The organism is Chlamydiota bacterium (assembly GCA_012729785.1).
In the GTDB taxonomy this organism is placed as follows: Bacteria; Auribacterota; Tritonobacteria; order UBA1439; family UBA1439; genus UBA1439.
On the sequence record JAAYCL010000027.1, the window covers coordinates 40,489 to 65,461 of the forward strand.

The 24,973-nt window shown below is 66.2% G+C and carries 23 protein-coding genes; 8 read left to right on the forward strand and 15 right to left on the reverse strand.

The genetic code is table 11. From position 1 onward, the window contains the following. The first annotated feature begins 198 nt into the window (after positions 1-198). Positions 199-1,176 (forward strand): ADP-ribosylglycohydrolase family protein, encoded by a 978-nt coding sequence (locus tag GXY35_06505; protein NLW94227.1) that lies wholly within the window; start codon positions 199-201, stop codon positions 1,174-1,176. Positions 1,177-1,186: 10 nt separating this feature from the next. Here the strand turns inward: GXY35_06505 and GXY35_06510 are convergent, their stop codons facing one another. The 3 genes from GXY35_06510 to GXY35_06520 form a co-directional block, all read right to left on the reverse strand. Next, positions 1,187-2,149, reverse strand: a complete 963-nt coding sequence (locus tag GXY35_06510) for a GDP-mannose 4,6-dehydratase (GenBank protein ID NLW94228.1) — start codon at positions 2,147-2,149, stop codon at positions 1,187-1,189. A gap of 111 nt (positions 2,150-2,260) precedes the next feature. Beyond that, a complete protein-coding gene (gmd, locus tag GXY35_06515; GenBank protein ID NLW94229.1) occupies positions 2,261-3,250 on the reverse strand; it encodes a GDP-mannose 4,6-dehydratase in 990 nt (329 codons plus the stop codon). A gap of 139 nt (positions 3,251-3,389) precedes the next feature. Next, the gene (locus GXY35_06520) at positions 3,390-3,983 is read right to left on the reverse strand and encodes an N-acetyltransferase (protein NLW94230.1); all 594 of its coding nucleotides are present in this window, start codon (positions 3,981-3,983) and stop codon (positions 3,390-3,392) included. A gap of 128 nt (positions 3,984-4,111) precedes the next feature. Here GXY35_06520 and GXY35_06525 point away from each other — a divergent pair, with 128 nt between their 5' ends. Genes GXY35_06525 through GXY35_06535 form a run of 3 tightly spaced genes read left to right on the forward strand, consistent with a single transcriptional unit; the run spans position 4,112 to position 6,966 of the window. Continuing rightward, entirely contained in the window at positions 4,112-5,269 is a 1,158-nt protein-coding gene (locus GXY35_06525) for a homoserine O-acetyltransferase (protein NLW94231.1), read from the forward strand. After that, positions 5,266-5,913 carry a methionine biosynthesis protein MetW gene (metW, locus tag GXY35_06530; protein NLW94232.1) on the forward strand — a complete coding sequence of 216 codons (648 nt, stop codon included), beginning with the start codon at positions 5,266-5,268 and terminating at the stop codon, positions 5,911-5,913. The genes GXY35_06525 and metW overlap by 4 nt, the downstream gene beginning before the upstream one ends. A gap of 21 nt (positions 5,914-5,934) precedes the next feature. Next, positions 5,935-6,966 (forward strand): hypothetical protein, encoded by a 1,032-nt coding sequence (locus GXY35_06535; protein NLW94233.1) that lies wholly within the window; start codon positions 5,935-5,937, stop codon positions 6,964-6,966. Positions 6,967-7,020: 54 nt separating this feature from the next. On the opposite strand, the gene GXY35_06540 is transcribed toward GXY35_06535, so the two are convergent. Continuing rightward, on the reverse strand, positions 7,021-8,493 hold the full coding sequence (locus tag GXY35_06540) for an amidohydrolase family protein (GenBank protein NLW94234.1): 1,473 nt from the start codon (positions 8,491-8,493) through the stop codon (positions 7,021-7,023). A 179-nt stretch (positions 8,494-8,672) separates the two neighbouring features. On the opposite strand from GXY35_06540, the gene GXY35_06545 reads away from it, so the two are divergent. Next, positions 8,673-9,518 carry a sugar phosphate isomerase/epimerase gene (locus tag GXY35_06545; protein NLW94235.1) on the forward strand — a complete coding sequence of 282 codons (846 nt, stop codon included), beginning with the start codon at positions 8,673-8,675 and terminating at the stop codon, positions 9,516-9,518. A 23-nt stretch (positions 9,519-9,541) separates the two neighbouring features. Here GXY35_06545 and GXY35_06550 read toward each other — a convergent pair whose 3' ends face one another. The 11 genes from GXY35_06550 to rpmH all read right to left on the reverse strand — a co-directional run bounded on the left by GXY35_06550 (position 9,542) and on the right by rpmH (position 21,444). Continuing rightward, on the reverse strand, positions 9,542-11,191 hold the full coding sequence (locus tag GXY35_06550) for a hypothetical protein (GenBank protein ID NLW94236.1): 1,650 nt from the start codon (positions 11,189-11,191) through the stop codon (positions 9,542-9,544). 643 nt (positions 11,192-11,834) lie between these two features. Further along, the gene (rsmI, locus tag GXY35_06555; protein NLW94237.1) at positions 11,835-12,656 is read right to left on the reverse strand and encodes a 16S rRNA (cytidine(1402)-2'-O)-methyltransferase; all 822 of its coding nucleotides are present in this window, start codon (positions 12,654-12,656) and stop codon (positions 11,835-11,837) included. A gap of 101 nt (positions 12,657-12,757) precedes the next feature. Next, positions 12,758-13,612, reverse strand: coding sequence for a ParB/RepB/Spo0J family partition protein (locus tag GXY35_06560; GenBank protein ID NLW94238.1), 855 nt, complete (start codon positions 13,610-13,612; stop codon positions 12,758-12,760). Continuing rightward, entirely contained in the window at positions 13,605-14,474 is an 870-nt protein-coding gene (locus GXY35_06565; protein NLW94239.1) for a ParA family protein, read from the reverse strand. Before GXY35_06565 ends, GXY35_06560 begins: the two co-directional genes overlap by 8 nt. Positions 14,475-14,938: 464 nt before the next feature. After that, complete coding sequence (gene mnmG / locus GXY35_06570; GenBank protein NLW94240.1) at positions 14,939-16,786, reverse strand: tRNA uridine-5-carboxymethylaminomethyl(34) synthesis enzyme MnmG; 1,848 nt, start codon at positions 16,784-16,786, stop codon at positions 14,939-14,941. Positions 16,787-16,791: 5 nt separating this feature from the next. After that, positions 16,792-18,180 carry a tRNA uridine-5-carboxymethylaminomethyl(34) synthesis GTPase MnmE gene (gene mnmE, locus GXY35_06575; GenBank protein ID NLW94241.1) on the reverse strand — a complete coding sequence of 463 codons (1,389 nt, stop codon included), beginning with the start codon at positions 18,178-18,180 and terminating at the stop codon, positions 16,792-16,794. 147 nt (positions 18,181-18,327) lie between these two features. Continuing rightward, entirely contained in the window at positions 18,328-18,840 is a 513-nt protein-coding gene (locus GXY35_06580) for a hypothetical protein (GenBank protein ID NLW94242.1), read from the reverse strand. Positions 18,841-18,868: 28 nt separating this feature from the next. Beyond that, on the reverse strand, positions 18,869-20,518 hold the full coding sequence (yidC, locus tag GXY35_06585; GenBank protein ID NLW94243.1) for a membrane protein insertase YidC: 1,650 nt from the start codon (positions 20,516-20,518) through the stop codon (positions 18,869-18,871). Between the two features lie 3 nt (positions 20,519-20,521). Next, the gene (gene yidD / locus GXY35_06590) at positions 20,522-20,809 is read right to left on the reverse strand and encodes a membrane protein insertion efficiency factor YidD (GenBank protein ID NLW94244.1); all 288 of its coding nucleotides are present in this window, start codon (positions 20,807-20,809) and stop codon (positions 20,522-20,524) included. A gap of 98 nt (positions 20,810-20,907) precedes the next feature. After that, positions 20,908-21,276 carry a ribonuclease P protein component gene (gene rnpA / locus GXY35_06595; protein NLW94245.1) on the reverse strand — a complete coding sequence of 123 codons (369 nt, stop codon included), beginning with the start codon at positions 21,274-21,276 and terminating at the stop codon, positions 20,908-20,910. 33 nt (positions 21,277-21,309) lie between these two features. Further along, on the reverse strand, positions 21,310-21,444 hold the full coding sequence (gene rpmH / locus GXY35_06600) for a 50S ribosomal protein L34 (protein NLW94246.1): 135 nt from the start codon (positions 21,442-21,444) through the stop codon (positions 21,310-21,312). A 321-nt stretch (positions 21,445-21,765) separates the two neighbouring features. On the opposite strand from rpmH, the gene dnaA reads away from it, so the two are divergent. From dnaA to GXY35_06615, 3 genes are all read left to right on the forward strand, one after another. Continuing rightward, positions 21,766-23,199, forward strand: a complete 1,434-nt coding sequence (gene dnaA, locus GXY35_06605; GenBank protein NLW94247.1) for a chromosomal replication initiator protein DnaA — start codon at positions 21,766-21,768, stop codon at positions 23,197-23,199. 301 nt (positions 23,200-23,500) lie between these two features. Next, positions 23,501-24,637: a DNA polymerase III subunit beta gene (gene dnaN / locus GXY35_06610; protein NLW94248.1), complete on the forward strand. Its 1,137-nt coding sequence runs from the start codon at positions 23,501-23,503 to the stop codon at positions 24,635-24,637. 30 nt (positions 24,638-24,667) lie between these two features. Then, complete coding sequence (locus GXY35_06615) at positions 24,668-24,970, forward strand: DUF721 domain-containing protein (GenBank protein NLW94249.1); 303 nt, start codon at positions 24,668-24,670, stop codon at positions 24,968-24,970. Positions 24,971-24,973: the final 3 nt, after the last annotated feature.

Here is a 24,973-nt window from a genome sequence, read left to right on the forward strand (position 1 = left end):
CCGGCAAACTTCGCCACGCACGTCGATGAGGGGCCCCGGGGCGCGAAGCGCCGCAGGAACGGGCTGTCGAACGGGCTTGCGGATCCTCCCCCGAAGGGGCATTATCGCCGCAGGCCGGTCACGGCGGGGATCCCGGGAAAGGCGCCGGGCGGAATGCGCCGCCGCGGCGCGTCCCTGCACACGGCGCGGGGGCTTCAGATGCTGGGCGCGATCGCGGGCGATATCATCGGCTCCGTCCACGAGTTCACCTGCACCAGGACGAAAGAATTCGAGCTGTTCGCCTCGAACTGCTTCTTCACGGACGACACGGTGCTGACGGTCGCGCTCGCCGACTCCATCCTCACCAATACTCCGTACGAGACCAACCTCAGACGCTTCTTCCGCCTCTACCCCGACCGCGGCTACGGCGGCAGCTTCCACCATTGGGCGATGGGCAGGAAGAAGAAGCCGTACGGGAGCTGGGGGAACGGCGCGGCGATGCGCATCAGCCCCGCCGGCTTCGCCTACGACGACCTCGATACGGTGCTCCGGAAGGCGGAGGAGTTCACCGCCGTCACGCACAGCCACCCTGAGGGGATCAAGGGCGGCCAGGCGACCGCCGCCGCGGTCTTCCTCGCCCGGACGGGCGCCTCGCGGGAGCGGATCAAAAGCTTCATCGAGGATCGGTTCCAGTACGACCTCGGCGCGCATGTCGACGAGATCCGTCCCTCCTACGGATTCGACGCCTCCTGCGAGGGCACGGTGCCGCAGGCGATCCGGGCGTTCATCGACTCGACCGGCTTCGAGGACGCCGTCAGGACCGCGGTGTCGCTGGGCGGCGACGCCGACACGCTGGCGTGCATCACCGGCGGCATCGCGCAGGCGTTCTACGGAGGCGTGCCCGAACCGATCGCGGACAGGGTGTACGGGATCCTCGACGAGCGGCTCGGCGGGATCACGCGGGAGTTCACGGCGAGATACTGCGCCCCGTTTGGCGGCAGGGCGGAGGCGATGCGCGACGCGGAAACGCCCCCTTCCGAGGGCGCAGAAACGCGGGAAGACGAACCGTCGAAGCGGCGGGACGACGGGCGCTGTTGCTGCCCGCGCTGCGGCCTGACCGGCACGCGGGAGGATTTCGGGGGGGACCCGGGGAGAGGCGCCCGGTGCCCGGGATGCGGGAGAAAGATCCCGTTCTGACGCCGGGCCGTCACGCCCGCGCGGCAACGCGCGCGCGCCACCAGTCGAGGATGAGGCGGAGCGTCTCCTCGATCGGGTGCTCCGGTCTCCACCCCGTCGCCGCGGCGAATTTCGCGGAGTCCCCGTAGAGGACCGGGGTGTCGGATTTCCTGAGGCGCGCCGGGTCCCGCCGCACCTCGATCCGCGCGGAGGAGAGGGCGATGAGCATCTCGAGCATCCGCCCCACGCGGAGGGGGCGCCCGGCGCCGATGTTGTAGATCCCCCCCGGCGCGCATCTCTCCGCGGCGAGGGCGTACGCGCGGACCATGTCGCGCACGTCCGTGAAGTCCCGCTCCGCGTCGAGGTTCCCCACCGAGACGACCGGCTCCTTCATCCCCGCCTCGATCTCGGCGACCTGCCGCGCGAACGACGAGGCGACGAACGAGGGGGCCTGTCTGGGGCCGATATGGTTGAACGGCCGCAACACCACCGCGGACAGGCCGTGCGCCCTCGCGTAGAAGCGGACAGCCTCCTCGGCGCAGAGCTTCGTGAACGCGTAGACGTTCGCGGGGGCGGGGCGGCGGTCCTCGCGGACCGGCATCCCCTCGGGGGGGACCTTCCCGTAGACCTCGGAGGAACTCGCCAGGATGAAGCGCGCCGCGGGGGCGTGCCGGCGGCAGGCCTCGAGCAGGACGAGCGTCCCCCCGGCGTTCACGTCCAGCGCCTCACGCGGGGAATCCTCGACGGAGGGGAGGAAGGTGACCGCGGCGAGGTGGAAGACCGCGTCCGGCGCAACGTCCGCCACCGCCCGCCCCACCGCGGCCGCGTCGAGGATATCCGCCTTTTCAACGCGCACGGGGCCGATCCCGTCGAGGTTGGCGCACGGGGCGCCGGGGCGCTCGATGCCGGAGACTCCCCATCCGCGCGAAAGGAGATGCGCGGCGAGGTGGCTCCCGGCGAAGCCGGCGATGCCGGTGATGAGAGCGCGTTTCATCGGATCACGCCGTTGTCACGGGGCGGGTGGAACAGGTGAGGGCGGAAGCGCCCCGTGCCGCCTTCCGCCGTGCGTCGTTCGTGGGAGACCATGCTCCGCGGCGCGGCGCCGCTAGCGCCGCAGGGCGTCGACGCGGGCCATCCCGTCCACGAGCGCCATATCCGCGTTCACCATCATCTCGATGAGCCCCCGGAAATCCACCTCCGGCTTCCACTTCAGCTTCCTCCTCGCCTTCGACGGGTCTCCGGTGAGGACGTGGACCTCCGCCGGGCGGAAGAGGGCGCGGTCCTGCACGACGTAGCGGCGGTAGTCGAGCCCGACCCGCTCGAAGGCGATCTGGCACATCTCCCGGACGGAGTGCGTCGTGCCGGTGGCGATGACGTAGTCCTCCGGCTTCTCCTGCTGGAGCATCAACCACATCGCGCGGACGTAGTCGCCCGCAAAGCCCCAGTCGCGCTTGGCGTCGAGGTTGCCGAGCCGCAGCTCCTTCTGGAGCCCCGCCTTGATCCGGGCGGCGCCGTAGGTGACCTTGCGGGTCACGAACTCCAGCCCGCGCCGGGGCGACTCGTGGTTGAAGAGTATCCCCGAGACCGCGTGGATGCCGTAGCTCTCCCGGTAGTTGACCGTAATCCAGTGCCCGTAGACCTTGGCGACCCCGTAGGGGCTCCGCGGGTAGAACGGGGTCTTCTCCGTCTGCGGCGTCTCCTGCACCTTCCCGAACATCTCGCTCGAGGAGGCCTGGTAGAAGCGGATCTTCGGATTGACGATCCGTATCGCCTCGAGGATCCTCGTCACGCCGAGGGCGGTGACCTCGCCGGTGAGGATCGGCTGCGCCCAGGAGGCGGGGACGAACGACTGCGCCCCGAGGTTGTAGACCTCGGACGGCCGGGCCTCCTCGAGGGCGCGGATGAGCGAGTTCTGGTCGATCAGGTCGGCCGAGATCAGGCGCACCCCCTCCTCCAGCAGGTGCTCGACGCGCTCGGTGGTGACGGTGCTGCTCCGCCGCTGGATGCCGTAGACGCGGTACCCCTTCTGGAGGAGAAACTCCGCCAGGTACGATCCGTCCTGCCCCGTGATGCCGGTGATCAGTGCGGTCTTCATCGTCGTGTCGAGATGCTCCTTTCCGGCGCGAATCCGGCCGCGGCGAACCTTCCCGCGCCTTCTTCCACGCCCTCCCACCCGCATTCGTCCCGCCTCAACGCGTAGTATAGCGCATCGAGGCGCGGCGCCCCAGTCCAATTCAGCCCCCACTCCCCTCCGCGGCGGCCGCCACGACGTCGCCGCGGCGTTCCCAGACGCTCCCGCACGAGGCGCACCGCGCCTCGACGCCCGTGCCGAACCCGAGCGTCGCACCGCACCGGCAGACGTGGCCGATGAGACGCGCCGGGACGCCGGCGACCAGCCCGTGATCGGGCACGTCGGCGACGACCACCGCCCCGGCGCCCACGAGGGCGAACCGCCCGATCGTGACGCCGCAGACGATCGTGGCGTTGGCGCCCACCGTCGCGCCCCTCCGCACCAGCGTCGGCTCGAACTCCCGACTCCGGTCTATGAACGCCCGGGGGGTGAGGACGTTCGTGAAGACCGCCGACGGCCCCACGAAGACGTCGTCCTCGAGCGTCACGCCGGTGTAGAGGGAGACGTTGTTCTGTATCTTGCAGCCGTCGCCGACGGCCACGTCGGGGCCGATCATCACGTTCTGCCCGATCACGCAGTCCCGGCCGATCCGGGAGCCGCGCAGGATATGGGAGAAGTGCCAGACCTTCGTCCCCGCCCCTATCTCGCAGCCCTCGTCGAGCACAGCCGTCTCGTGGATGAAACAGCCCGCAGGCATGGCGCCTCCGCCTCCCGGACGGACATGGTACCCCGTCCGCGGACGAATGTCCAAAAGGGTTTCGGCGACGCGGCGGGCGCGTAAATAATGCGTCTGCTTTCGCCTCCCGCGTGCTATCATTTTTGGTCATGGAGAAGGGCACTGTCGGCCTCGTCGAGACGAAACAATTCACCTTCGCCCATCCCCCCGGCGGCCTCGCGCTCGAGGGGGGCGACACCCTGGGTCCGGTGACGCTCGCCTACGAGACCTACGGCGCGCTCGCCGCCGACCGCTCCAACGCGATCCTGATCCTCCACGCCCTTTCCGGCGACGCCCACGCGGCGGGGTACCACGACGGCGACACGCGTCCCGGCTGGTGGGAGATGATGATCGGGCCGGGGAAGGCGTTCGACACGAACCGGTACTTCGTCGTCTGCGCGAACTGCCTCGGCGGCTGCACCGGCTCCACCGGCCCCTCCTCCGTAAACCCCGAGACCGGCGCCCCCTACGCGATGGAATTCCCGGTCATCACCATCGGGGACATGGTCAAGGCGCAGAAGGCGCTCGTGGACCACCTCGGGATCGAAAAGCTCCTCGCCGTGGCGGGCGGTTCGATGGGGGGGATGCAGGCCCTCGAGTGGGTGACCGCGTACCCCGACGCCGTCCACGCGGCCATCCCGATCGCCACGACCGCCCAGCTTTCCGCGCAGGGGATCGCCTTCAACGAGGTCGGGCGCCAGGCGATCATGGCCGACCCGCACTGGAACGGCGGCAACTACTACGACGGGGAACACCCGGAGCGGGGTCTCGCCATCGCCCGGATGATCGCGCACATCACCTACCTGAGCGACGAGTCGATGCGCCAGAAGTTCGGCAGGCGCCTCCAGGGGAAGCAGGAGCTCTCCTTCGACTTCCTCGCCGACTTCCAGGTCGAATCGTACCTCCACCACCAGGGGCAGGTCTTCACCAAGCGATTCGACGCGAACTCGTACCTGTACATCACCAAGGCGATCGACTACTTCGACCTGACCGACATGGGCGCCCGGCCGCTCGAGGACGCCCTCGGCGGCGTCAAGGCCGCCTTCCTGATCATCGCCTTCTCCTCGGACTGGCTCTACCCCGCCCGGCAGAACAAGGAGATCGCCGACGCCCTCCGCGCGCACAATCTGGAGGTGAGCTACTGCGTCCTCGACTCCCCGTTCGGGCACGACGCCTTCCTCATCGACCCCAAGCACCAGACCCACCTGATCACGCACTTCCTGCGCCATATCCACGAGGAGCACGCGCACGGGAGGCACGGACGATGAGCCCGGAATTCAACGCCCTGCGCCTGCGGCCGGATCTGCTGAAGATCTACGAGATCATCCGGCCCGGCAGCCGCGTCCTCGACCTCGGCGCCGGGAGCGGCGACCTGCTCAAGGCCCTCGAGCAGCACAAGGGCGCCACGGTCTTCGGCATCGACAAGTCCGAGGTGGGGATCATGCGGTGCATCGCCAAGGGGATCCCCATCTTCCAGAGCAACCTCGACGAGGGGCTCCGCGACTACGCGAACGGGTCGTTCGACTACGTCATCCTCAGCCAGACGCTCCAGCAGGTCTACCGGCCCAAGCAGATCCTCCTGGACGCCGTCCGCGTGGGGAGAAGCGCACTCGTCAGCATCCCCAACTTCGCCCACTGGCGCATCCGTTTCCATCTCCTCTTCCGCGGCACGATGCCGACGACCCCGGCCATCCCCTACGCCTGGTACGAGACGCCGAACATCCACCTCTTGAGCATCCGCGACTTCCGCGCCCTCTGCGCGGAGATCGGGATCGTCATAGTCCGGGAGTGGCCGGTCGGGTTCAGAAAAGGCCCACTCGCCAGATGCCGCCCTCTCTGGCCCAATCTGCTCGCCGCGCAGGGGGTATTCGAGGTACGCAGCCGGGAAGAGCCGGAGCACGCGCACGGATAACCGTTGAGAGGAGGGTCCGCGATGGAACAGCGCGACTACTTCGAGAGCCAGATCGGGCAGATCCTCTGTCCGGTCACCGACTTCAAGAAGGGGGTCCTCGACACGACCTACCTGATGCGCCACGACGGGAGCTTCGTCTACGTCGAGGGGTACTACCAGCCCCCCGGCAAGGTGATCGGCAAGATCATCTACCACCCGAAGGAGGGCGGGAAGATCGACATCCACGGCCGCCCCTACGCGAGCATGGTGAAGGGGGAGAAGGACGGGCAGTCGACCTACATCCCGCACGACGAACAGATCCGGAATCATTACCTTCTCGACCCGACGCTCGAGCGGGAGGATCTGATCGTGACGAAGTTCCACGTCGGGTTCCCGCTCTCCGGTTTCCGCGGCTACTTCAACGACCGCCTCTCCCTCTTCTACGCGATGGGCAAGTTCCCCCTTGTCGGAAAGGCGGTGGAGAACGCGAGCCGTTTCCTCGAGATCCCCATCAGCCGGCTCGGGATCACCGGCTCAACCGCGCTCGGGCGCCGCGGCGAACACTCCGACGTGGACCTCGTCATCTTCGGCACCGTCGCGCAGAACCGCGAGACGGCGGCGCGGATCGCCGACTACGTCCACCGGACCCCCGAGGCGCGCGTGGTCGAGTTCGGGAAGCTCTGGCCGCTCCGCTTCATCCACCAGGGGATCGAGATCTGCCCCGCGTACGTCTACATCGACCTCGACGAGGTCCCGCTGCGGAACTGCACGGTGGAGCTCGTGAAGGACGACGTGCAGGCGTACGGAACGGTGCGCGACGACACGCACGCGATCTTCATGCCGCCGGTGGTGACCCTCTCCGACGTCTGGCTCGACGGGAAGCGTGCCGACGACATCTGTCTCATCGTCTACGACGGCTCGCTGCGGGGGGAGTTCTACCTGAAGGAGCGCCTCGGTGTGCGCGGGCGCCTGATCCGCGTGAAGAAGGACGGGGAGGAGTTCATGGCCCTCGCCGCCTCCGACGCGGGCGACATCACCCGCCAGAGGTTCGTGAAGGGCGTGCCGACGATCTAGCGCCGGAACCCGCGCCTCGCGCGGCCCGGCCCCCACGGCGGACGCCGGCCGCGCCTACCGGTGCGCCCCGGTGCCTGTGCGCCGTGGCGCGGTGCGCAGATAGTCCGCGAAAAGCTCCGAGAGGCGCTGGATGTCGGCGAGGATCTCCGAGGCGTCCACCCGCGTGAACCGGTAGTCGTCCAGCAGCAGCTCCCCTCCCGCCGCGACCCACCGCGCCTCGCTGCCGTTGGAGGCCCAGATCAGGTTCTCCGCGACGTTGTCGATGCGCGTCGGCGTGAGGTGGGCCCCGCGGAGATCGATCAGCACGAAGTCCGCGGCGCGGCCCGCCTCGAGCGACCCCGCGTTCAGCCCCAGCATCTGCGCCGGCTCGACGGTGATCAGCTCGAGCATCCGCTGCGCGGGCAGGAGCGTCGCGTCCTGGTGGAGCGCCTTCTGGTACTGCGCGGCGAGGCGGGCGGCGTTGAGGATGTTCTGGTTGTCGGCGCTCCCGGAGCCGTCGGTCGAGACGGCGACCGGGATCCCCATCGACATCATCCGGATGAGCGGCGGCATCCCCGAGCCGAGGATGGTGTTGGCGAGCGGGTTGTGGACGATCTTTACGCCCGTGTCGCGGAGGATCTCGAGGTCCCGGTCGGTGCAGTTGACCTGGTGGGCGAGGATGGTGTCGCCGTCGAGGAAGCCGATCCCCTTGGCGTACTCCACCTCCGTCATCCCGTACGTCTCGACGAACCAGCGCGTCGTCCCGGGCTCCTCGGAGGAGTGCGTGTGGATGAGCGTGCCGTGGTCGCGCGCCCATTGTTTAAGCCCCTTCAGCATCTCGGGGCCGTTCGAGAAGAACTGGTCGGGCCCCGGGATGACGCGCACGCGCGGCACGGCGGCGAACTCGCGCGCGTACCCGTCGACGCGTTCGACCGCCTGGGACGGCGTATCGAGGATCCGGGCGTCGTAGTGCCGGTCCTGGCTCCCGACCGCGATGGTGAGGCGGGTGCCGGCCTCCGTGTTCGCCTTGACGAGCTCGCGGACGTGGTACTTGCTGAAGTTGCAGTGGTGGGTGAGGGCCGAGGTGATACCGTACGAGACGTCGTCGAGGCGCGCCTTCCGGTACGCGACCTCGTTGGAGGAGCGCCCGAACCCCTTCTCGAGCCGCTTCGCGTTCTCCGTCAGGAAGCCGGTGAACGGGTTGACGGCGTTGTCGAGCCAGGCGGTGAGCGGCTGGTCCTTGGCGACGCCGATGATGGCGGATTCGTGGTCGTGTCCGTGCGCCTTCACGAACCCCGGGAGGAGGGCGCCGTTCAGGCGCGGGACCGCCTCGTCGCCGGGACCGGTCCCCGCGCCGACGACGAGGAGGTCCTCCCCGCAGGCGGCGAGGATCCGCGCGCCGATCTCGGGCGTGTACCGCCCCGCCTCGGCGATACGCGGCCCCTCCGTGAACAGGTACCCGTCCTCGATCCGCGCCGCCCGTCCGCCTTTCCCGCCCATCGGCAGGAGGAACCGCGCGCGGATGAGAAGATGATTCGGCTTTTTCATGGTCACTCCATGGTGTGCCCTGTCCCATCCCCCGTCGCGGGGGGCCTGCCGGCAGGCAGAGGCCGGGGGAGAGGGCAATGTCCCCTCGCCCTGGGGATGCATCAGTCTATAACAATCCCCTTGCCGGGAAAAGCCCCATGCCCTATGATGGCGCGCTCTCCCCGGAGGAATGCGCCCGTATGCTACTGCTGTCTATCGGCTCGCTGCGCTTCTTCGGCCTCGACCGCGTCTTCATGCTCGCCAAGGATCTGGGCTTCGACGGCGTCGAGGTCATCGTGGACGACCGGTGGGACACCGCGGATCCCGGCTACCTCCGCACCCTCTCGGCCCGGTACTCCCTCCCGATCCCGAGCCTCCACTCCCCGTTCAGCTTCATCCCGACGCCGGCGTGGGGCACCGACCCGGTGGAGCGGATGCGGCGCTCCGTGGCCCTCGCCGAGGAGATCGGGAGCGAGGTCCTCGTCATCCACCTCGCCTTTTTCGCCGACGCCCGCTACGCGGCCTGGGTGCGAGACGAGCTACCGCGGTGGCAGGAGAAGACGGCCGTGAAGCTGGCCGTGGAGAACATGCCGCACGCGTTCAAGATGCTCGGCAGGGCGGGGATACGCCTGGGGACGGGGACCTTCTACGCGGTGGACCGCGGGAGGTGGCGCAACCGGCTGTTGCGCCCCTTCAGCTGCGACTGCCACATCGACAACATGTTCGAGAACCTGCTCCGCTACCCGTACCGCGTGCTCGACACCACGCACCTGGCCACCGCGGGCCTCGATCCGGTGGCGGCGTACGAGCGCCTGAAGGAGGGGCTCGTCCTCGTCCACGTCTCCAACTACGACGGGCGCGAGCACCAGCCGCTCTCGACCGGGCTGCTCGACATCGGCGGCTTCCTCTCCCACCTCGCCCGGGACGGCTACGCGGGGCACGTCACGCTGGAGCTGATGCCGGACAACTTCCCCGACCGTTCAGAGGCCACCGCGCGCCGCATCCTCGCCGGCGACCTCGCCCTGCTGCGCGAATACCTCGGGTGAGCCGGCCCGTCCCGCCGCACCCGTCACCGGACGCGGAGTATCTCGGTGTCCTCGGCCCCCGCGATCCAGTTGAGCCGGCCGTTCACGATCGGCGCCCTCGCGTCGACCGCGCCGCCCTGGAGCAGGTAATCGCCCGTGGGGATCCGATCGAAGGAGGCGCTGAACAGACGGATGCCGTGCGCGGCGGCCGGAACGGTCATCGCCACCGGCGCCCAGTGTTTCCCCCTCCTCTGCATCACGTAGGCGCTGAGATCGGGCGTGAGCCGGTTGCCCTCCACCAGGTAGAGGCGACGCCCCGCAGGCGTGACGATGTAGAACGCGGGGTAGAACGGCTCGTGTATCGCCCTCGTCACGTCCACGTCGATATCGATCGCCCCGGTCGTGGCGAACCGGGTGCGGTTCGGCCGAAGGTGCACCGTGTGCGCCGCGGGTGCGTCGCTCATCGGCTGGATGGCGATATGGACCTCGGCCGCATCCCCCTCGACGCCGGTGCTGAACTCCCCCACGTCGTCGAAGGAGAACCCGTAACAGAACCCCTCGTACGCGGCCTCGTGCAGCACCTTCGAGTACAGGTTCGTCGGCTCGTGCGCGTAGAACCGTCGGGCGTCGCGCCACCAGTCGTCGGGATTCTGGATGCCGTGCGCGCCGTCGTAGAGAACCCCGCGGTTCAGCGCGGCGCCCATCGTCTTGATGATCCCCTGCTTCGCGATGCTGTCGCTCCCCGTGGTGAACAGGTAGCCGGGCCCGTCGCACCCGAAGATATGCGCGCCCTGGCCGGCGAGGTTTTTGATCTCGACCTTCTCCTTTGTGCCCGCGGTAAACCTAAAGGCCCCTTTCTCCACTTGCCCGGTCGCCTTCCACGCGGGCGCGTTCGGGGGGCTCTTGAGGTACAGTGTCTTCGTGCCATAGTAGCTCCAGCATCGGGAGACGTAATCGTCGAAATACGAATCGAACGGCTTTGTGTCCGCCAGCTTGTTCGGCGCGACGAACCTGACGGGCGTACCGCCGTTCCAGACCATGCCGTGGTTCCACGGCGCGGGGAGGTTTTTGAGTTCGGAGATGATCGCGTGCCTGCTCTTCGTGAAACCGCGCGACAGGGTGGTCCCGTTGCGGAGCTTCAGCCCGAGCATGAAGGAGATGCTGAAGTAGTCGACGGTGGTGGTGTTGAGGAACGGCCGCTTGCCGTGCTCCCAGTCCAGTTCGATCTTGTCGAAGATCAGGTGGTAGTTCGGATTGTTCTGATCGACGGCGGAGGGCGTTTCCAGTTCGGTAGCCGAGAACACGTGGAAATACGCCGGCTGCTTGAAGGAGATGTACACCCGCCCGCTGATGATATGCGGCATCCGGAAGGAGTAGGCGTGGATCGTCTCGTGCGTGAGCTCGGAGAGTCTGCGCGCGTAGCCGGTGTACCGGTCGTGCGGCCACGGCCCTCCCGGGGGACGGACGGTGTTGTCGCTTTCGGCGATCGGATGCCAGGTCGAGGTCGCGAGATCCACGTGCCCGTTTTTACCGGAACCGGAGGGATCGAGCCCCGTCATCTGGACGTACACCTGGTCGTCCGCGTAGGTGTGGGAATCGTTCAGGACGATCACCTTCAACAGGTCCGCGCCGCACCGGCACGGGACCGCCGCCGCCATCACCGCCGCCGCCAGAATTCCCACCGCCCTATTCATACCCCCCCCTTTCGTGCTAATTTTTGAATGTACACACCCCGCGCGCGCGACGCAAGCGTTTCCTTATCTGCGTTTCCCTATCCGCTGTCGCATTCCCCGCGCGTGTCCCGATTCCCCCACGGTTCAAGGAAACCGGTCTCATCTACCCCGGGCTGATCGCGTTGAAGATCTCGCATATGCCGGATTACGGCGCGGCTGATACAACGGCCTGCCAGTGAAGAGCCGGACACGGCATGCACCCGGACCGGTTGGAGGTCGCGATGACCTGGATCGCGATTCAGTTGCTGCATTTCGTGCAACAACCGACGCCGACGGTGCTCCCATGGACAAGAGAACACCATGACGATCGCGGATTTGACGCGGGAAGATCTGAAGGGGTGGGCCGGAGACCGGATCGTGAGACGCGGCCGATCATATACACGCGACGCGAAGGATCTGCGCGTCGCCGCGGTTGGGGCGCGTGTCGCGTGGGCGCACGGAGGCGATCGTTACGCCGCGACGGTGCGCATGCTCGGGGTGCTGAATGCGCTCGAGGGACGCCGCGCTCCGATCGTCGGCGGTTGAGGAACGCGCGGTTCCGACGGATTTCGCGCATCTTCCGCACAATCCCCGCGTGTCTCTTGGCGCGCCCTCGAAGCCGTCCTCAGCGTGTATGACGGTACAGGTCGCTCTTGGAGATGCCGCTGAGCTGCGCGGCGAGCTTGAGGGCCGCCTTGCGGTCGATGGAGAGCCGCTCCTCGAGGTGCTTCACGTAGGCGGGCAGATCGACTGCGCCCCAGTCGGTCTCCTCTTTCGCGCCGGCGAGGACGATGACGACCTCGCCCTTCACCTCGCCCTCCCCCACCCTGCCGATGATCCCGGAGAGCGTGCCGCGGGCGAACTCCTCGTGGATCTTCGTGAGCTCGCGCGCCACGGCCGCCTCCCTGTCGCCCATGGCGAGGAGCATCTCGCGGAGCGTCTCGGCCAGCCGGCGGGGGGATTCGTGGAAGACGAGCGTCCGCGTGTCGTGCGTGAGCGCGGCGAGGCGGGCGCGGCGCTCCTGCGCTCCTCTCGGCAGGAAGCCCTCGAAGCAGAAGCGCGACGTGTCCAGGCCGGAGGCGGCGAGCGCCGCGGCGAGGGCGACAGGGCCGGGGACGGGGACCACGTCGAAGCCCTCCGCGATCGCCATCCGCGCGACCAGCGCGCCCGGGTCGGAGATCCCCGGCATCCCCGCGTCCGAGACGAGCGCGACGCTCTTCCCCTCTCGCAGGAAGCCGATCAGCGCGCGCGCCTTCTCCTTCTCGCGCGCGCCGAAGTAGCTGACCAGACGCTTCCGCACCCGGTGGCGCTCGAGCAGGTGCTGCGTGCGGCGCGTGTCCTCGCAGGCGACGAGATCGACCTCGCCGAGGATCCGCAGGGCGCGCAGGGTGATATCCTCGAGGTTCCCGATGGGCGTGGCGACGAGGTAGAGCGTTCCCCTTTTCACTCCCCTCCCCTCCCCTCCCCCGTCGCGGCGCACGCAGTCGGCGCGTCCGACGGATCCATGCCGAATCCGACCGCCTTCGGCCGGGCTGCCCCAGGCGTGCCCTACTCCGCGAAGCCGGGCAGCATCATCTCGAGTATCCGCTCGAGGTCCTCCTGCGAGTAGTACTCCACCTCTATCCGCCCCTTGCGCCTTCCGGGGACGATGCGCACCTGCGTTCCGTAGGCGCCGCGCAAATTCTCCTCGATCTTGAGCAGCTCCGCCGATTTCCGGGGCGCCGCCCCCGCGCGGTGCCGGGGTTTTCGCTGCATCCGCGCGATCCAGCGCTCGGCCTCGCGCACCGACAGCCCGCGCGCCACGATCAGGTCCCGCAACGCCTTCTGCTGCCGAGGATCCTCCGCGGCCAAAAGGACCTTCGCGTGTCCCGCCGTGAGCCGCCCGGCGGCGATGTCGTCCTGGACCTCCTCGGGCAGTTTGAGGAGCCGGATCGCGTTCGCCACGGCCGCGCGGCTCTTGCCGACCTTCCCGGCGATCTCCTCCTGCGTGAGCGTGAACGCTTCGCCGAGGGTCCGATACGCGCGCGCCTCCTCGATCGGGTTCAGATCCTCCCGCTGCACGTTCTCCACGATCGCCAGCTCGAGCGCCTGCCGGTCGTCCGCGTTCTTCACGATCGCCGGCAGCGTCCGCGCCCCGAGGGCCTTGGCGGCCCTCAGGCGCCGCTCGCCCGCGATGAGCTCGAACTCCCCGCCCGCGGGCCTCACGATGATCGGCTGGATGACGCCCTTCTCCTTGATGGACTCCACGAGTTCCCGGAGGCGCTCCGCGTCGAACTCGAGGCGCGGCTGGAATCTGCCCGCCTTGACGCGGGCGACGTCGATCTCCACCACCTCGCGCTCGCGGGCGGTGACCGTCTCCGGGATGAGCGCGCTCAGGCCCCTTCCGAGTGCAAGCTTAGCCATTGGGCATTCCTTCCTTTCGTTCGACCGTCTCCGGCGACGTCGATTCTCGGGCGGGCGCCTCCCCGCCATTCCTCCCCGCCCCCTCCTCCGGGACGGGCATCCCGTGGCGCTCGAGGAATTCCCGCGCGAGCCGCATGTACGCGTGCGCCCCCGCCGATGCGGGGTCGTACTCCATGATCGGCTTCCCGAAACCCGGCGCCTCGCCGAGCCGGACGTTTCTCCCGATGACGGTCTTGAAGACCAGTTCGCCGAAGTGCGTCCGCACCTCGTGCTCGACCTGCTCGGAAAGATTCGTGCGGAGGTCCGCCATCGTGAGCAGGATGCCCTCCAGCGCCAGGAGCGGATTGAGCCGCTGACGCACAAGGTTATAGGTCTCAAGGAGCTGCCCGAGCCCCTCCAGCGCGTAGTACTCGCTCTGGATGGGCAGCAGCACCGAATCCGCGGCGGTGAGCGCGTTCACCGTGAGGAGGCCGAGGGATGGCGGGCAGTCGATGAAGACGAAATCGAATCTATCCTTACTGCCTGCAAGGCAATTAGTTAGGAAGTATTCCCTGCGCTCCATACCTATCAGTTCTATCTCGGCCCCCGCGAGATTCCTTTTTGCCGGGAGCAGATACAGGTTTTTCCACGGCAGGGCCCTCACGGCCTCTTCCGTGTTCTCCTGCCCGAGCATGCATTCGTAGATCCCGTGCCCGACCTCGTTCTTGTCGATGCCCAGGCCGCTCGTCGCGTTGCTCTGCGGATCGACATCGACGAGAAGGATCTTCTTGCCGAGCGCGCCGAGAGAGGATGAGAGACTGATTGCGGTGGTCGTCTTTCCAACCCCGCCCTTCTGATTCGCGATGGCTATGATCTTTCCCATTGGGTGTCTCCGATGCTGTGCACAATATTGCATAACGACATTTATATGTCAATACATGTTTTAGTCCCTCCCCTCTTATACCGCAACCTCCCATTGCCGTTGAACAGTTTCAGAAGCAGTGGAGAAGAGCGCAGCTCTTTCCGCCCGATTCGCCGGATGTCGTCACCGGCCCTTTGCGCCGGCCTGTCCGGCTCTATCGTTTCGACGAAAGAGGCCGCGTGCTTCCGGCGTGAAACCGCGGATTGAGGTTCGGATCCAGGCGAAGCGGGAACCTCGTGTTGTGCAGACCCGGGCGTCAGATCGAACGGGAATGGAGCATCGCGGTCCGTCTGTTCCGGATGGGACAGGGGCCTATAAGCCGGTGGAGAACGCGGTTGTTCCACGTGGAACAATTTCGTGGAGGGCGGGGCAGGGGACTGATTTGTTCCACGTGGAACATTCGGGCACAGATGCGCGAAAGACGATCAGACGGAGGAGCGCGCACCGCCGGCCCGGCGCCTGTTTCGGGAGAGGAAGACCATGAGGACCGAGAGGTCCGAGGGACTGACGCCGGAGATGCGGGATGCCTGGCCGAGCGAGGAGGGCATCACCTTGCCGAGCTTCTCGCGCGCCTCCTTCTTCAGGCCTGTCATCCCCGCGTAGTCGATGCCCGGCGGTATCCGCACCGATTCCATCGACTTGAACTTCTCGATCTCCTCGAGCTGCCTCTTCAGGTAGCCGGCGTACTTCACCTCGCTTTCGATCTGCTCGATCACGTCCGCACCCAGATCGGGGAGACCCGCGACGCCCAGCGCGGCAAGATCGGCCCACCTGATTTCCGGACGTTTGAGAAGCTGTTCCGCGGTGGAGTTGCCCGACCTGAGTTCAGAGAGGATCCTGATGCCCTCCGCGATGCGCCGCCTCTTCTCGCAGAGCCGCGTGAACTGAGCCTCCGAAATCAGACCGAGCGCGCGGCCATGCGGCATCAGACGAAGGTCCGCATTGTTTTGCCTCAGCGACAGCCGGTATTCCGCCCTTGAGGTGAACATCCTGTACGGCTCTTCCGTTCCTTTCGTCACGAGGTCGTCCAGGAGAACGCCAATGTACGCCTCCGACCTGTCGAGCGTGAACGCGCTTTTCCCGAGGACCTTCAGCGCCGCATTAACCCCGGCGATCAGGCCCTGTGCGGCCGCCTCCTCGTAGCCGGAGGTGCCGTTGATCTGGCCGGCCAGGTAGAGACCGGGCACCTTCTTCGTCTCCAGTGTCGGGTGAAGCTGCGTCGGCCGGACATAGTCGTACTCTATCGCGTAGCCGGGCCGCATTATCTCCGCGGCCTGGAGACCTTCTATCGAACGGACCATCTCGACCTGCACATCGTAGGGGAGACTGGTGGCCAGGCCGTTCAGGTAGATCTCGCCGGTATTCCGCCCCTCGGGCTCCAGGAAGATTTGGTGCGAAGGGGTGTCCGGAAATCTGACGATCTTCTCCTCGATGTAGGAACAGTAGCGCACGCCGGTCCCCTTGATCGCACCAGAAAAATGCGGAGATCGGTGGAGATTCGACTTTACGATGCGCGCCGTCTTTTCGCCGGTGTGCGTGAGATAGCACGGAAGTTGCGTCAGATCGAGTGAAGCGGTGGCGAAGGAGAAGGGCAGGGGGACCTCGTCGCCGTCCTGCCGCACCATGACGCCCGTGTCGACCGACCTCGCGCTTACCCTCGGGGGAGTTCCGGTCTTCAGTCTTCCCATCTCGAACCCGAGCCCCTTGAGGCACTCCGCAAGGTCCGTCGATGCGGATTCTCCCGCTCTTCCCGCCTGAAGAGACGTATCGCCGATATGGATCAGTCCGTTCAAGAAGGTTCCGGTCGCAACTACCACTGTAGACGCATGATATGAATTCCCGCCGATGCATTCCACGAGAAATAGCCGGTCTTTCTCGGGCACTATGCGGGCGGCCATCTCCTGCTTCAGGTCGAGGTTTTCGCAGCTTTCGACTATCCGCTTCATTCTCGCGTGGTAGGCGAGCTTGTCGCACTGCGCCCTGGACGACCTGACAGCCGGCCCTTTCTTCCGGTTCAACACCTTGAACTGGATTCCCGCGGCGTCCGTGTTCCTGCCCATCTCGCCGCCGAGGGCATCTATCTCGCGGACGAGGTGCCCTTTGGCGAGCCCACCGATTGCGGGGTTGCAGGACATCCGCCCAATCGCGTCGAGGTTCCCCGTGAGCATGAGCACACGGACGCCCATCCGGGCCGCCGCAAGTGCCGCCTCGCAGCCGGCATGGCCCGCTCCCACCACTATGCACCCGTAGTTGACCGGGTTCCTGTAGGCCATTTGCCTTATTTCCCGATGCAGAATCTCGAAAAGATCCTGTCCAGGAGTTCTTCGCTCGCCGTCTCTCCGACTATATCCCCCAGCGCGGCAAGGGCTCTGTTCAGCTCAACGGCGACGAGCTCCTCCTGGTTGCCCGACCTGGCAAGGTCGAGCGCCGAATCGATCGCTTCAGCGCATTTTTTGAGCGATTGTGCCTGTTGAACAGAGAATAAAATAGCGGATTCGCTTCCATTGCTATATGATTCTAACTTATTCATATTATTAATTATACTTCTTAAGCTTTCTATGCCTTCTTCCGTTTTGGCGGAGACGCTCAGGGATTTCCATCCCTTGACCTCCGAGGGAAGACGGCCAACATCCAGACGCTTCGCGAGATCGTTCTTGTTCAACACGAGCACTACTTTTCTTTCCGCGAGAAGCGCGGCGATTTCCCGATCCTCCTCCGACCAGGGCACGGAGGAGTCCGCGACGAAGAGCGCCAGGTCGGCCCGCTCGAGCGCCGCCTTGCTCCTCGCGACGCCCGCCCTGCCCGCCTCGTCGAGATGGTCGCCGCAGATCCCCGCCGTGTCCACGAAGGTGACGGGGATCCCGTCGAGCTCGACCGTTTCCTCCACTGTGTCGCGTGTCGTCCCCCTCTGCGGGGTGACAAGCGCGCGATCCGCGTGCAGGAGCGCGTTGAACAGGCAGGACTTCCCCGCGTTCGGCTTCCCGACGATGACCACGCGCGCCCCTTCCCGCGCGCGCATCCCCGCGGTCCCGGCCGCGTCGAGAAGACGGCACCTTTCCTGCGCCCGGGCGAGGCCGGAACGGATATCGCCGCCCTGGTCCGTCGAAACATCTTCGGGAAACTCGATCCGCGCCTCCAGATCCGCGAGGAGATCCAGCAACTCCTCCCTGAACTTCCCGATCCTTTGGCTCAAGGCGCCGTCTGCCTGCCTGAGGGCCAGCTCGAGCGCCTTCCCGCTCTCCGCGTCGATGATCCCCGCGACCGCCTCCGCCTGCGAGAGGTCCATCCTCCCGTTGAGAAACGCCCGCCGGGTGAATTCTCCCGGGAGGGCGATCCTGGCGCCTTCCCGGAGGCACGCCTCGAGCACCCTCGCCAGCACCAGCGGGTTCCCGTGACAGTGGAACTCGACGACGTCCTCGCCGGTGTAGCTCCCGGGCCCCCGCATCACCGCCACCAGCGCCTCGTCGAGCAGGATCCCGCCGTCAGAGAGCCGCCTTTGTCTGAGCGTGTGTGTGGCGGACTCCTCGATCGGAGGGCCGGGCGCGGCGCGGGTGAGACAGCCGGCTATCTCGAGGGCGCGCCGGCCGCTCAGGCGCACGATGCCGATGGCGCCCCTTCCGTGCGGGGTGGAGACGGCCACGATGGTGTCGTGCGGATGCGCTTTCACGGGCCAGATTATACGTCGCCTGACGCGGGGCGGGGACAGATTAATGCGGGACGGCGGGGGGACCCGGCCCCGTTGCGCGGGCGCACGCCGGTTGGACCGGGGTGAGCGCCGCCAGGCGGGATCCGCCCGAGGCCGCTGACGGCGGGGCTATTCGCCGGCGGGGGAGGGGAGGTCGTGCGGCATTCCGCCGGGAGGGGCCTGCTGCCAGGAGCGTATGCGGACGCGGCGGCCCTCGCGGCTGTCCTCGCTCCGGGTCTCGATCCCCGCCTTGTCGCGGAGCGCGACGTGCACGATCTTCCGCTCCCAGGAGGTCATCGGCTGGAGCAGTTCCGAGCCTCCGGTCACGCCGATTCGGCCGGAGACCTCCTCCGCCAGGCGCCCGAGCTCAATCTCGCGCCTCTTCCTGCAGCCGTTGAGGTCCAGCACGACGGGCGGCAGCCCGCCGTCGCCGAGCTTCCTGCCCGCTATGCGCTGCGCCAGGTACTGCAGCGCCTCCAGCACGCCGCTCTCGTTCCTGCCGAAAGCCGCGGGATCCTCCGTGACCGCCTCAATGCGCACGGCGGTCCCGTCCCAAACGGCATCGACCGAAGCGCGCACGGAAAGATGCGCCAGCATCTTCTCCAGAATCTCTTTGATCAGGGCTGCCGTCTCTTCAGTCATACATTTGTGATCCATCGTTAGTACGATATTACTTTATCATATACTTTTGCTGTATAATTCCGAGCAAAGTGCTCGCCGCGAAGTACAGGTTCAATCCGGCCGGCATATTGTAGAAGATGACGCCGAACATCAGCGGCATCAGGACTCCCATCATCTTCTGCTGCTGCTGTTGCTCGGGCGACGCGGACATCCCCGAGGGGGTCATCTTCTGCTGTATGTAGAAGACGAGCAGCATCAGGATCGGCAGCACGTTGAGGAAGATGTACCCGTGCCCGTCGACCATGCGCCCGATGAACGGCACCACGCTCTTCCCGGTCGAGAACCGCATCAAGGCGTCTGGCTCGGACAGATCGGTCATCCAGAGGAAGAACGGGGCCCCCCAGAGCTCGATGGCGTTCTGAAGCACCCTGAAGAAGGCGATGAGTATCGGCATCTGTATGAGCAACGGCAGGCATCCGCCCATCGGGTTGACCTTGTGCTCCTTGTAGAGCTTCATCATCTCCGCCTGGCTCTTCTTCGGGTCGCCTTTGTACTTCTGCTGGAGGGCGGTGATCTCAGGCTGGAGCGCCTGCATATTCTTCATCGACCTGAAGCTCTTCTGGTTCAACGGGAAGAGGATGATGCGGATCACGATGGTCAGGAGGATGATGGCGACGCCGTAGTTTCCGCACAAACGGTACAACGCGTTCAAGCCCAGGAGGATCCACTTCCCGATGAAGCCGAACCAGCCGAAATCCAGGATCTCGGGGGCGCCGAACGCCGCGAGCGCCGTGTACTCTTTCGGGCCCATGTAGATATCGAAGGCGAACTCCTTCGTCGCCCCGGGCGCGAGGGAGAGAGGCCCCAGCATCAGGCCGCCCTCGATCCCGCTCAACCCCCCCTCCAGGCGCACCGCCCTCGCGTACGAACCCATTGCGGGCGCACCGGGCTTGACGATGACCGTGAAGAACTGGTTTCTCAGGGCGAACCAGCGCGTCGGGCGCAGCTCGGACCACCCCTTGACGGTTTTTCCGGCCCCGATTCTGGCCACTTTGCCGGTCTCGTCGAGGCGTTCGATGCCCACGTAGGTGTCCTTCTCCGGAACGGTGAGCGCAACTACCGCCCCCGCAGCCAATTCGACACTCTCCCTGATCTCGACATTCTCTGCGCCGGTGTTTTTGATCATTATTCTTGCATTGATCACATATCCTTTGTTCTGAACACGATATGTCTTTTGTATCGTCAATCCGTCGAACGCCTTGAGGAAAGAGATTTCCTTCTCTTGGGCGTTCTCCGACTCCAGCAGATACTCGGCCGCATCGTCCAACCCCTGGATTTTGAGCGTAACCGATTGCGGCGATACGTCTAACGGCTGAACTACGTGTATCGGCCCCTTCTTGATGACGGGTGATTTGAAGAGGGTGGCGTGGGTGATCGCCCCCCCTTCGGTCGAAAAAGCGATCTCCATCGCCTCAGTGCGGACTGTGGATAACTTTCCTTTTGGCTCGATTATTGCCGCCTCCCGCGGTCCGTCCGCCTCCGCCTTCTCACGCCCCGATTGGGGGGGCGTGGGCGTCACCGCGGCCTGCTGCGGCGAGGGCTGCGGCATCCTCCTGGGGGGCGGCGGGGCGATGAACCTGGTGTAGACCAGGATGACCACGAACGAAAGCGCGAGGGCGATCAGGGTCCTACGATCCATTCTTCATTCCTTTTCATTGTGCGTGCCCGATTCGTGCGCCCGGCGCAGGCGCGCCTCGCCGGGGCGGGAACAGTCGTCCACCGGGTCGTATCCGCCCGCGAAGAGCGGGTTGCAGCGCGCCAGCCTCAGGGCGCCGAGCGCGACGCCCGCCAGGACGCCGCGCGCGCGAACGGCGTCGATGAGATACTGCGAGCATGACGGATGGTACCTGCAGTGCGCGCCGAGCAACGGCGAGATGAAGCGCTGGTACGCCTTGATCGGAACCGTGATGCAGCGTGCAACGACAGTCATGGCAGCTGACCTCAAACAGGACAACGCCCCCGATGGCCGTCCGCGAGGGCGGGGAGTGTGCACTCGCCGTCGAGCGTCGCCCGGCGGCGGTGCGCCTCTCAAGCGGTGTCGGGGGGATCGCCGAGCGCCTTGACCTCTCCGAGAAGCCTGATGTACTCTAACTCCTTCTCCCTGAATGTGTTGGAGAATATGCCCTGGCGCGCTATCGCGACGATCCTCCATCCGTCCCGTACCCGGAACGCGTTCAGGCGGATGATCTCGCGCATCAGCCGTTTGGCCCTGTTCCGATCGACCGCGCCGCCCACGCGCCGGCTCGCGCTGACGCCGAATCTGAATCCCGTGTCCGCCCGCATCGCGCAGAGCACCATGCATCGCCCCGCGCGCCTGCGCCCCTTCTCGAGCACCTCCCGCAATTCGCCTCTCGAGAGAGCGAACCTCTTCCTCGGCAGGCGGTGCGCTGCTGCCATTCCGCTCCCCCTTCCGCTGCGGGCGCGGCTCGTTCAGGCGGTGAGCTTCTTGCGGCCCTTTTTGCGCCTGCGCCGGATCACGTCCCTCCCGGTCTTCGTGCTCGTGCGCTTGAGAAAACCGTGCGTCTTGCTCCTCCACCTCTTGGACGGCTGGTAGGTCCTCTTCATCGTCGAAATTCTCCAGATGCGGCCCTGTTGTCCGAAGGTGCAGATTATATACGTGTCTGGACGCTTGTCAAGGCGCGATGCCGCGGAAGCTCCCTTTCTCCGCGCCCCACGGCCGCCGGCGCCTCCGCCGATATGCCGCGCGCACTGTATCTGCGGCAGCGGCGCCCTGTTGCGCTCTTTTGCCCCCTGTGAATAAGTTGTGGAAAACACGGGGCCCGCCGCCGCCATGTGCGGCCTGCGCGTGCACGGACGAGCGTATCCGGCGCCGCTTTCGGCGCCTCGGGCCGCACCCGGCGAGAATTCCGATTCCGCATTTCGATCATGATTGTAACTATCACGAGAGAGCATAGTTATGTCGTTATTTTTTGCTTCACAACACACCCCCTATCCTCTATACTCCGTACGGAGGTTGATGTGGACTACTCTTCTTCTTCCCTGTGGAAAACCATCGTGGCCCGGATAGGCCACGGGGCGCACAAGGACACCGTCGACACCTGGCTGCAGCCGGTGCGCGCCACGTCAATCGAGGGCGACGTGCTCGTGCTCGAGGTCCCGAACCAGCTCTTCAGCGACTGGATCGCCGGGCACTACCGCCGCGAGATCGAGGAGACCGCGAGCGGCCTGCTCGGACGCCCCATCTCGGTGCGGTGCGTCCGATCCGGCGTGGAGGCGGAGCCGACGGCGCGCCCGAGGCCCGGCGTGACGGTCACGCGGCGGCGGCTCTTCAACGCCGATCTCAAGCTCAACCGGAAATACACCTTCGACACCTTCGTGGTCGGCCCGAGCAACCGTTTCGCGCACGCCGCCTCCATCGCGGTGGCGCAGTCCCCCGCCAAGGCGTACAACCCGCTGTTCATCTACGGCGGCGTGGGCCTCGGGAAGACGCACCTAATGCAGGCGATAGGCCACTACATCCAGGACAAGTTCGCCGAGGCGAGCGTCAGCTACATCTCCAGCGAGAAGTTCACCAACCAGCTCATCGACGCGATCCAGAACAAGGCGACCGTCAAGTTCAGGAACCGGTACCGGAACGTAGACGTTCTCCTCATCGACGACGTGCACTTCCTCGGCGGCAAGGAACAGACGCAGGAGGAGTTCTTTCACACGTTCAACACGCTCTACGACGCACACAAGCAGATCGTCCTCTCCAGCGACCGGCCCCCGAAGGAGATCCCGAATCTCGAGGACCGGCTGGTGTCGCGCTTCGAGTGGGGCCTGGTCACGGACCTCCAGATCCCGGACATCGAGACGCGCGTGGCGATCCTCAGGAAGAAGGCGGAGCAGGAGCGGGTGTCGCTCCCCGACGAGGTCATCTTCTACATCGCCTCCAAGATCAAATCCAACGTCCGGAAGCTCGAGGGCGCCATGAGCCGCCTGACGGCCTACAGCTCCCTGATGAAGGCGCCGATGAACGTGCAGGTCGCCGAGGCGATCCTGGGCGACATGATCGGCACGGAGGAGATGAAGACCGTCACGACCGAGGCGGTCCAGAAGAGGGTCGCGGAGTATTTCGATATCCGGGTCTCGGACATGATGAGCAAGAAACGGCCGCAGGCGATCGCCTTCCCCCGGCAGATAGCGATGTACCTCGCCAGGACGCTCGTGGGCAGCTCCCTGCCCGAGATCGGGGACGCGTTCGGGGGCCGGGACCACACGACGGTCCTGTACGCCGTCAAGGCGATCGAAACGCGGATGAAAACCGACGAGGGGGTGAAAAAGATCGTCGCCTACCTCGAGCGCCAGTTGAAGGAGTAACGTGTGGAGGAGCCTGTGGATAATCCGTGGACAAGACGGGGCCGCGGAACAGGCGCGGGAGGGGATACGCAAACCCCCGGACGCCGCACAGCTTCCTCGCAGCTTCTCCACAGGGAGGTCCGCGCCGGTTCCGCCGGCCGGAGGCAGCGCAACCAATTGCGGTGGAATACGCTGCGGCATCCATGCGCGGGGCGGCTCGCCGGCAACCGGGGTTGTGCACACCTTTACTACTACTACAGTTTTATAAAGAAGGAAGGTATTGAATACCAAAGGGGTGGATAACATCCCGAAGGGAGGGGAGATGAAGATCAAGTGCTTGAAACAGGATATCCTGGACGGCCTTCAGGCGGTGCAGAGCATCGTCGGGGGAAAGACGCCGCTCGCCATCCTCTCCAACGTCCTCCTCGAGGCGGAGGGGAAGGAACTGGTGCTGACCACCACGGACCTCGAGGTGGGGATGCGCCGGAGGGTCCCGGCGAAGGTCGAGAGGAAGGGGACGGTCACCCTGCCCGCCAAGCGGCTCCTCGCGATCCTCCGCGAGCTCCCGGTGACGGAGGTGACGCTCGAGGCTACCGACGGCAAGGAGGTCGAGATACGCTACGGCGCCTCGTATTTCAAGGTGCTCGGCCTCCCGAAGGACGACTTCCCCGCGCTGCCGCAGTTCGACAAGGCGATGTCCCTGGCGATCGGCCGGGCGGCGTTCGCCGAGCTGATACGGAAGACGCACTACGCGGTGTCGCACGACGAGAGCCGGTATGTCCTCAACGGCCTCCATCTCGTCCTCTCCGGGAAGAAGGTGATCGGCGTCGCCACGGACGGCAGGCGGCTCGCCCTGTGCGAGGCGCCCGCCCGGATCCCCGAGGGGGCGGACCGGGGCATCATCATCCCGACGAAGGCGGTGATCGAGCTGGGGCGGGCGCTGGAGCGGAAGAAGGCCGACGAGGGGGAGAAGAAGGCGGAGAAGAAGGACGAGGAGATGGTGGAGGTGTTCCTCGGGGATACGCAGGCCGCCTTCGCGACCGGCGACTGCACGCTGGTGACGCGCCTCGTCGAGGGGCATTTCCCCAACTACCAGCAGGTGATCCCGCAGCGCTCGGCGCATAAGCTCCTGATCGGCAGGGCGGAGCTCCTCGACGCCGCCCGGCGCGTCTCGCTCCTCACGAGCGAGCAGGCGAATTCGGTCAAGATCGCCCTGAAGAAGAACCGCCTGATCCTCTCGACGAACACCCCCGAGGTGGGCGAGGCGCAGGAGGAGCTGACGATCACCTACATCGGCGACGAGTTCGCCATCGCCTTCAACCCGCAGTACCTGATCGACGTGCTGAAGAACCTCGACGAACCCGAGATCGTCTTCGAGCTCACCGACGCCCTCAACCCGGGCGTCGTCAGGTCCGGGAAATCGTTCCTGTACGTGATCATGCCGATACGCCTGACCTGACGCGGGCGTCGGGAGGCGCCGGGAGGAGGCATGGCGAGAGATCTGGTCCCCATCGGGGATGTGCTCGGGCGGCTCCTGAAACGCCTCGGGCTCGAGCGGAGGACGCGGGAGGCGCGGATCGCCCTCGAGTGGGGGAGGGTGGTGGGGGAGACGATCGCGCGCCACTCGAAGCCGGTGGGGGTGCGGGGGAAGACGCTGCTTGTCCATGTGGACTCGTCGGTCTGGCTCGCGGAGCTCGACCGGTATTTCAAGGGGGCGATGCTCGAGAAGATCCGCGACGAGCTGGGGGAGCGGCGCATCGTCGACATCCGGTTCAGGATAGGGGAGATCTAGGGG

Bases quoted from the DNA above. Each gene is read 5' to 3' on its own strand.
- GXY35_06520 (NLW94230.1), bottom strand. From the start codon at position 3,983: ATGCCTGCGGGCTGTTTCATCCACGAGACGGCTGTGCTCGACGAGGGC.
- GXY35_06540 (NLW94234.1), bottom strand. From the start codon at position 8,493: ATGAAAAAGCCGAATCATCTTCTCATCCGCGCGCGGTTCCTCCTGCCG.
- GXY35_06565 (NLW94239.1), bottom strand. From the start codon at position 14,474: ATGGGAAAGATCATAGCCATCGCGAATCAGAAGGGCGGGGTTGGAAAG.
- yidC (NLW94243.1), bottom strand. From the start codon at position 20,518: ATGGATCGTAGGACCCTGATCGCCCTCGCGCTTTCGTTCGTGGTCATC.
- yidD (NLW94244.1), bottom strand. From the start codon at position 20,809: ATGACTGTCGTTGCACGCTGCATCACGGTTCCGATCAAGGCGTACCAG.
- mnmG (NLW94240.1), bottom strand. From the start codon at position 16,786: ATGGCCTACAGGAACCCGGTCAACTACGGGTGCATAGTGGTGGGAGCG.
- GXY35_06535 (NLW94233.1), top strand. From the start codon at position 5,935: ATGGAACAGCGCGACTACTTCGAGAGCCAGATCGGGCAGATCCTCTGT.
- dnaN (NLW94248.1), top strand. From the start codon at position 23,501: ATGAAGATCAAGTGCTTGAAACAGGATATCCTGGACGGCCTTCAGGCG.
- GXY35_06545 (NLW94235.1), top strand. From the start codon at position 8,673: ATGCTACTGCTGTCTATCGGCTCGCTGCGCTTCTTCGGCCTCGACCGC.
- GXY35_06560 (NLW94238.1), bottom strand. From the start codon at position 13,612: ATGGCTAAGCTTGCACTCGGAAGGGGCCTGAGCGCGCTCATCCCGGAG.
- GXY35_06580 (NLW94242.1), bottom strand. From the start codon at position 18,840: ATGACTGAAGAGACGGCAGCCCTGATCAAAGAGATTCTGGAGAAGATG.
- dnaA (NLW94247.1), top strand. From the start codon at position 21,766: ATGATTGTAACTATCACGAGAGAGCATAGTTATGTCGTTATTTTTTGC.
- gmd (NLW94229.1), bottom strand. From the start codon at position 3,250: ATGAAGACCGCACTGATCACCGGCATCACGGGGCAGGACGGATCGTAC.
- GXY35_06525 (NLW94231.1), top strand. From the start codon at position 4,112: ATGGAGAAGGGCACTGTCGGCCTCGTCGAGACGAAACAATTCACCTTC.
- GXY35_06550 (NLW94236.1), bottom strand. From the start codon at position 11,191: ATGAATAGGGCGGTGGGAATTCTGGCGGCGGCGGTGATGGCGGCGGCG.
- rpmH (NLW94246.1), bottom strand. From the start codon at position 21,444: ATGAAGAGGACCTACCAGCCGTCCAAGAGGTGGAGGAGCAAGACGCAC.
- GXY35_06505 (NLW94227.1), top strand. From the start codon at position 199: ATGCTGGGCGCGATCGCGGGCGATATCATCGGCTCCGTCCACGAGTTC.
- GXY35_06615 (NLW94249.1), top strand. From the start codon at position 24,668: ATGGCGAGAGATCTGGTCCCCATCGGGGATGTGCTCGGGCGGCTCCTG.
- rnpA (NLW94245.1), bottom strand. From the start codon at position 21,276: ATGGCAGCAGCGCACCGCCTGCCGAGGAAGAGGTTCGCTCTCTCGAGA.
- GXY35_06510 (NLW94228.1), bottom strand. From the start codon at position 2,149: ATGAAACGCGCTCTCATCACCGGCATCGCCGGCTTCGCCGGGAGCCAC.
- metW (NLW94232.1), top strand. From the start codon at position 5,266: ATGAGCCCGGAATTCAACGCCCTGCGCCTGCGGCCGGATCTGCTGAAG.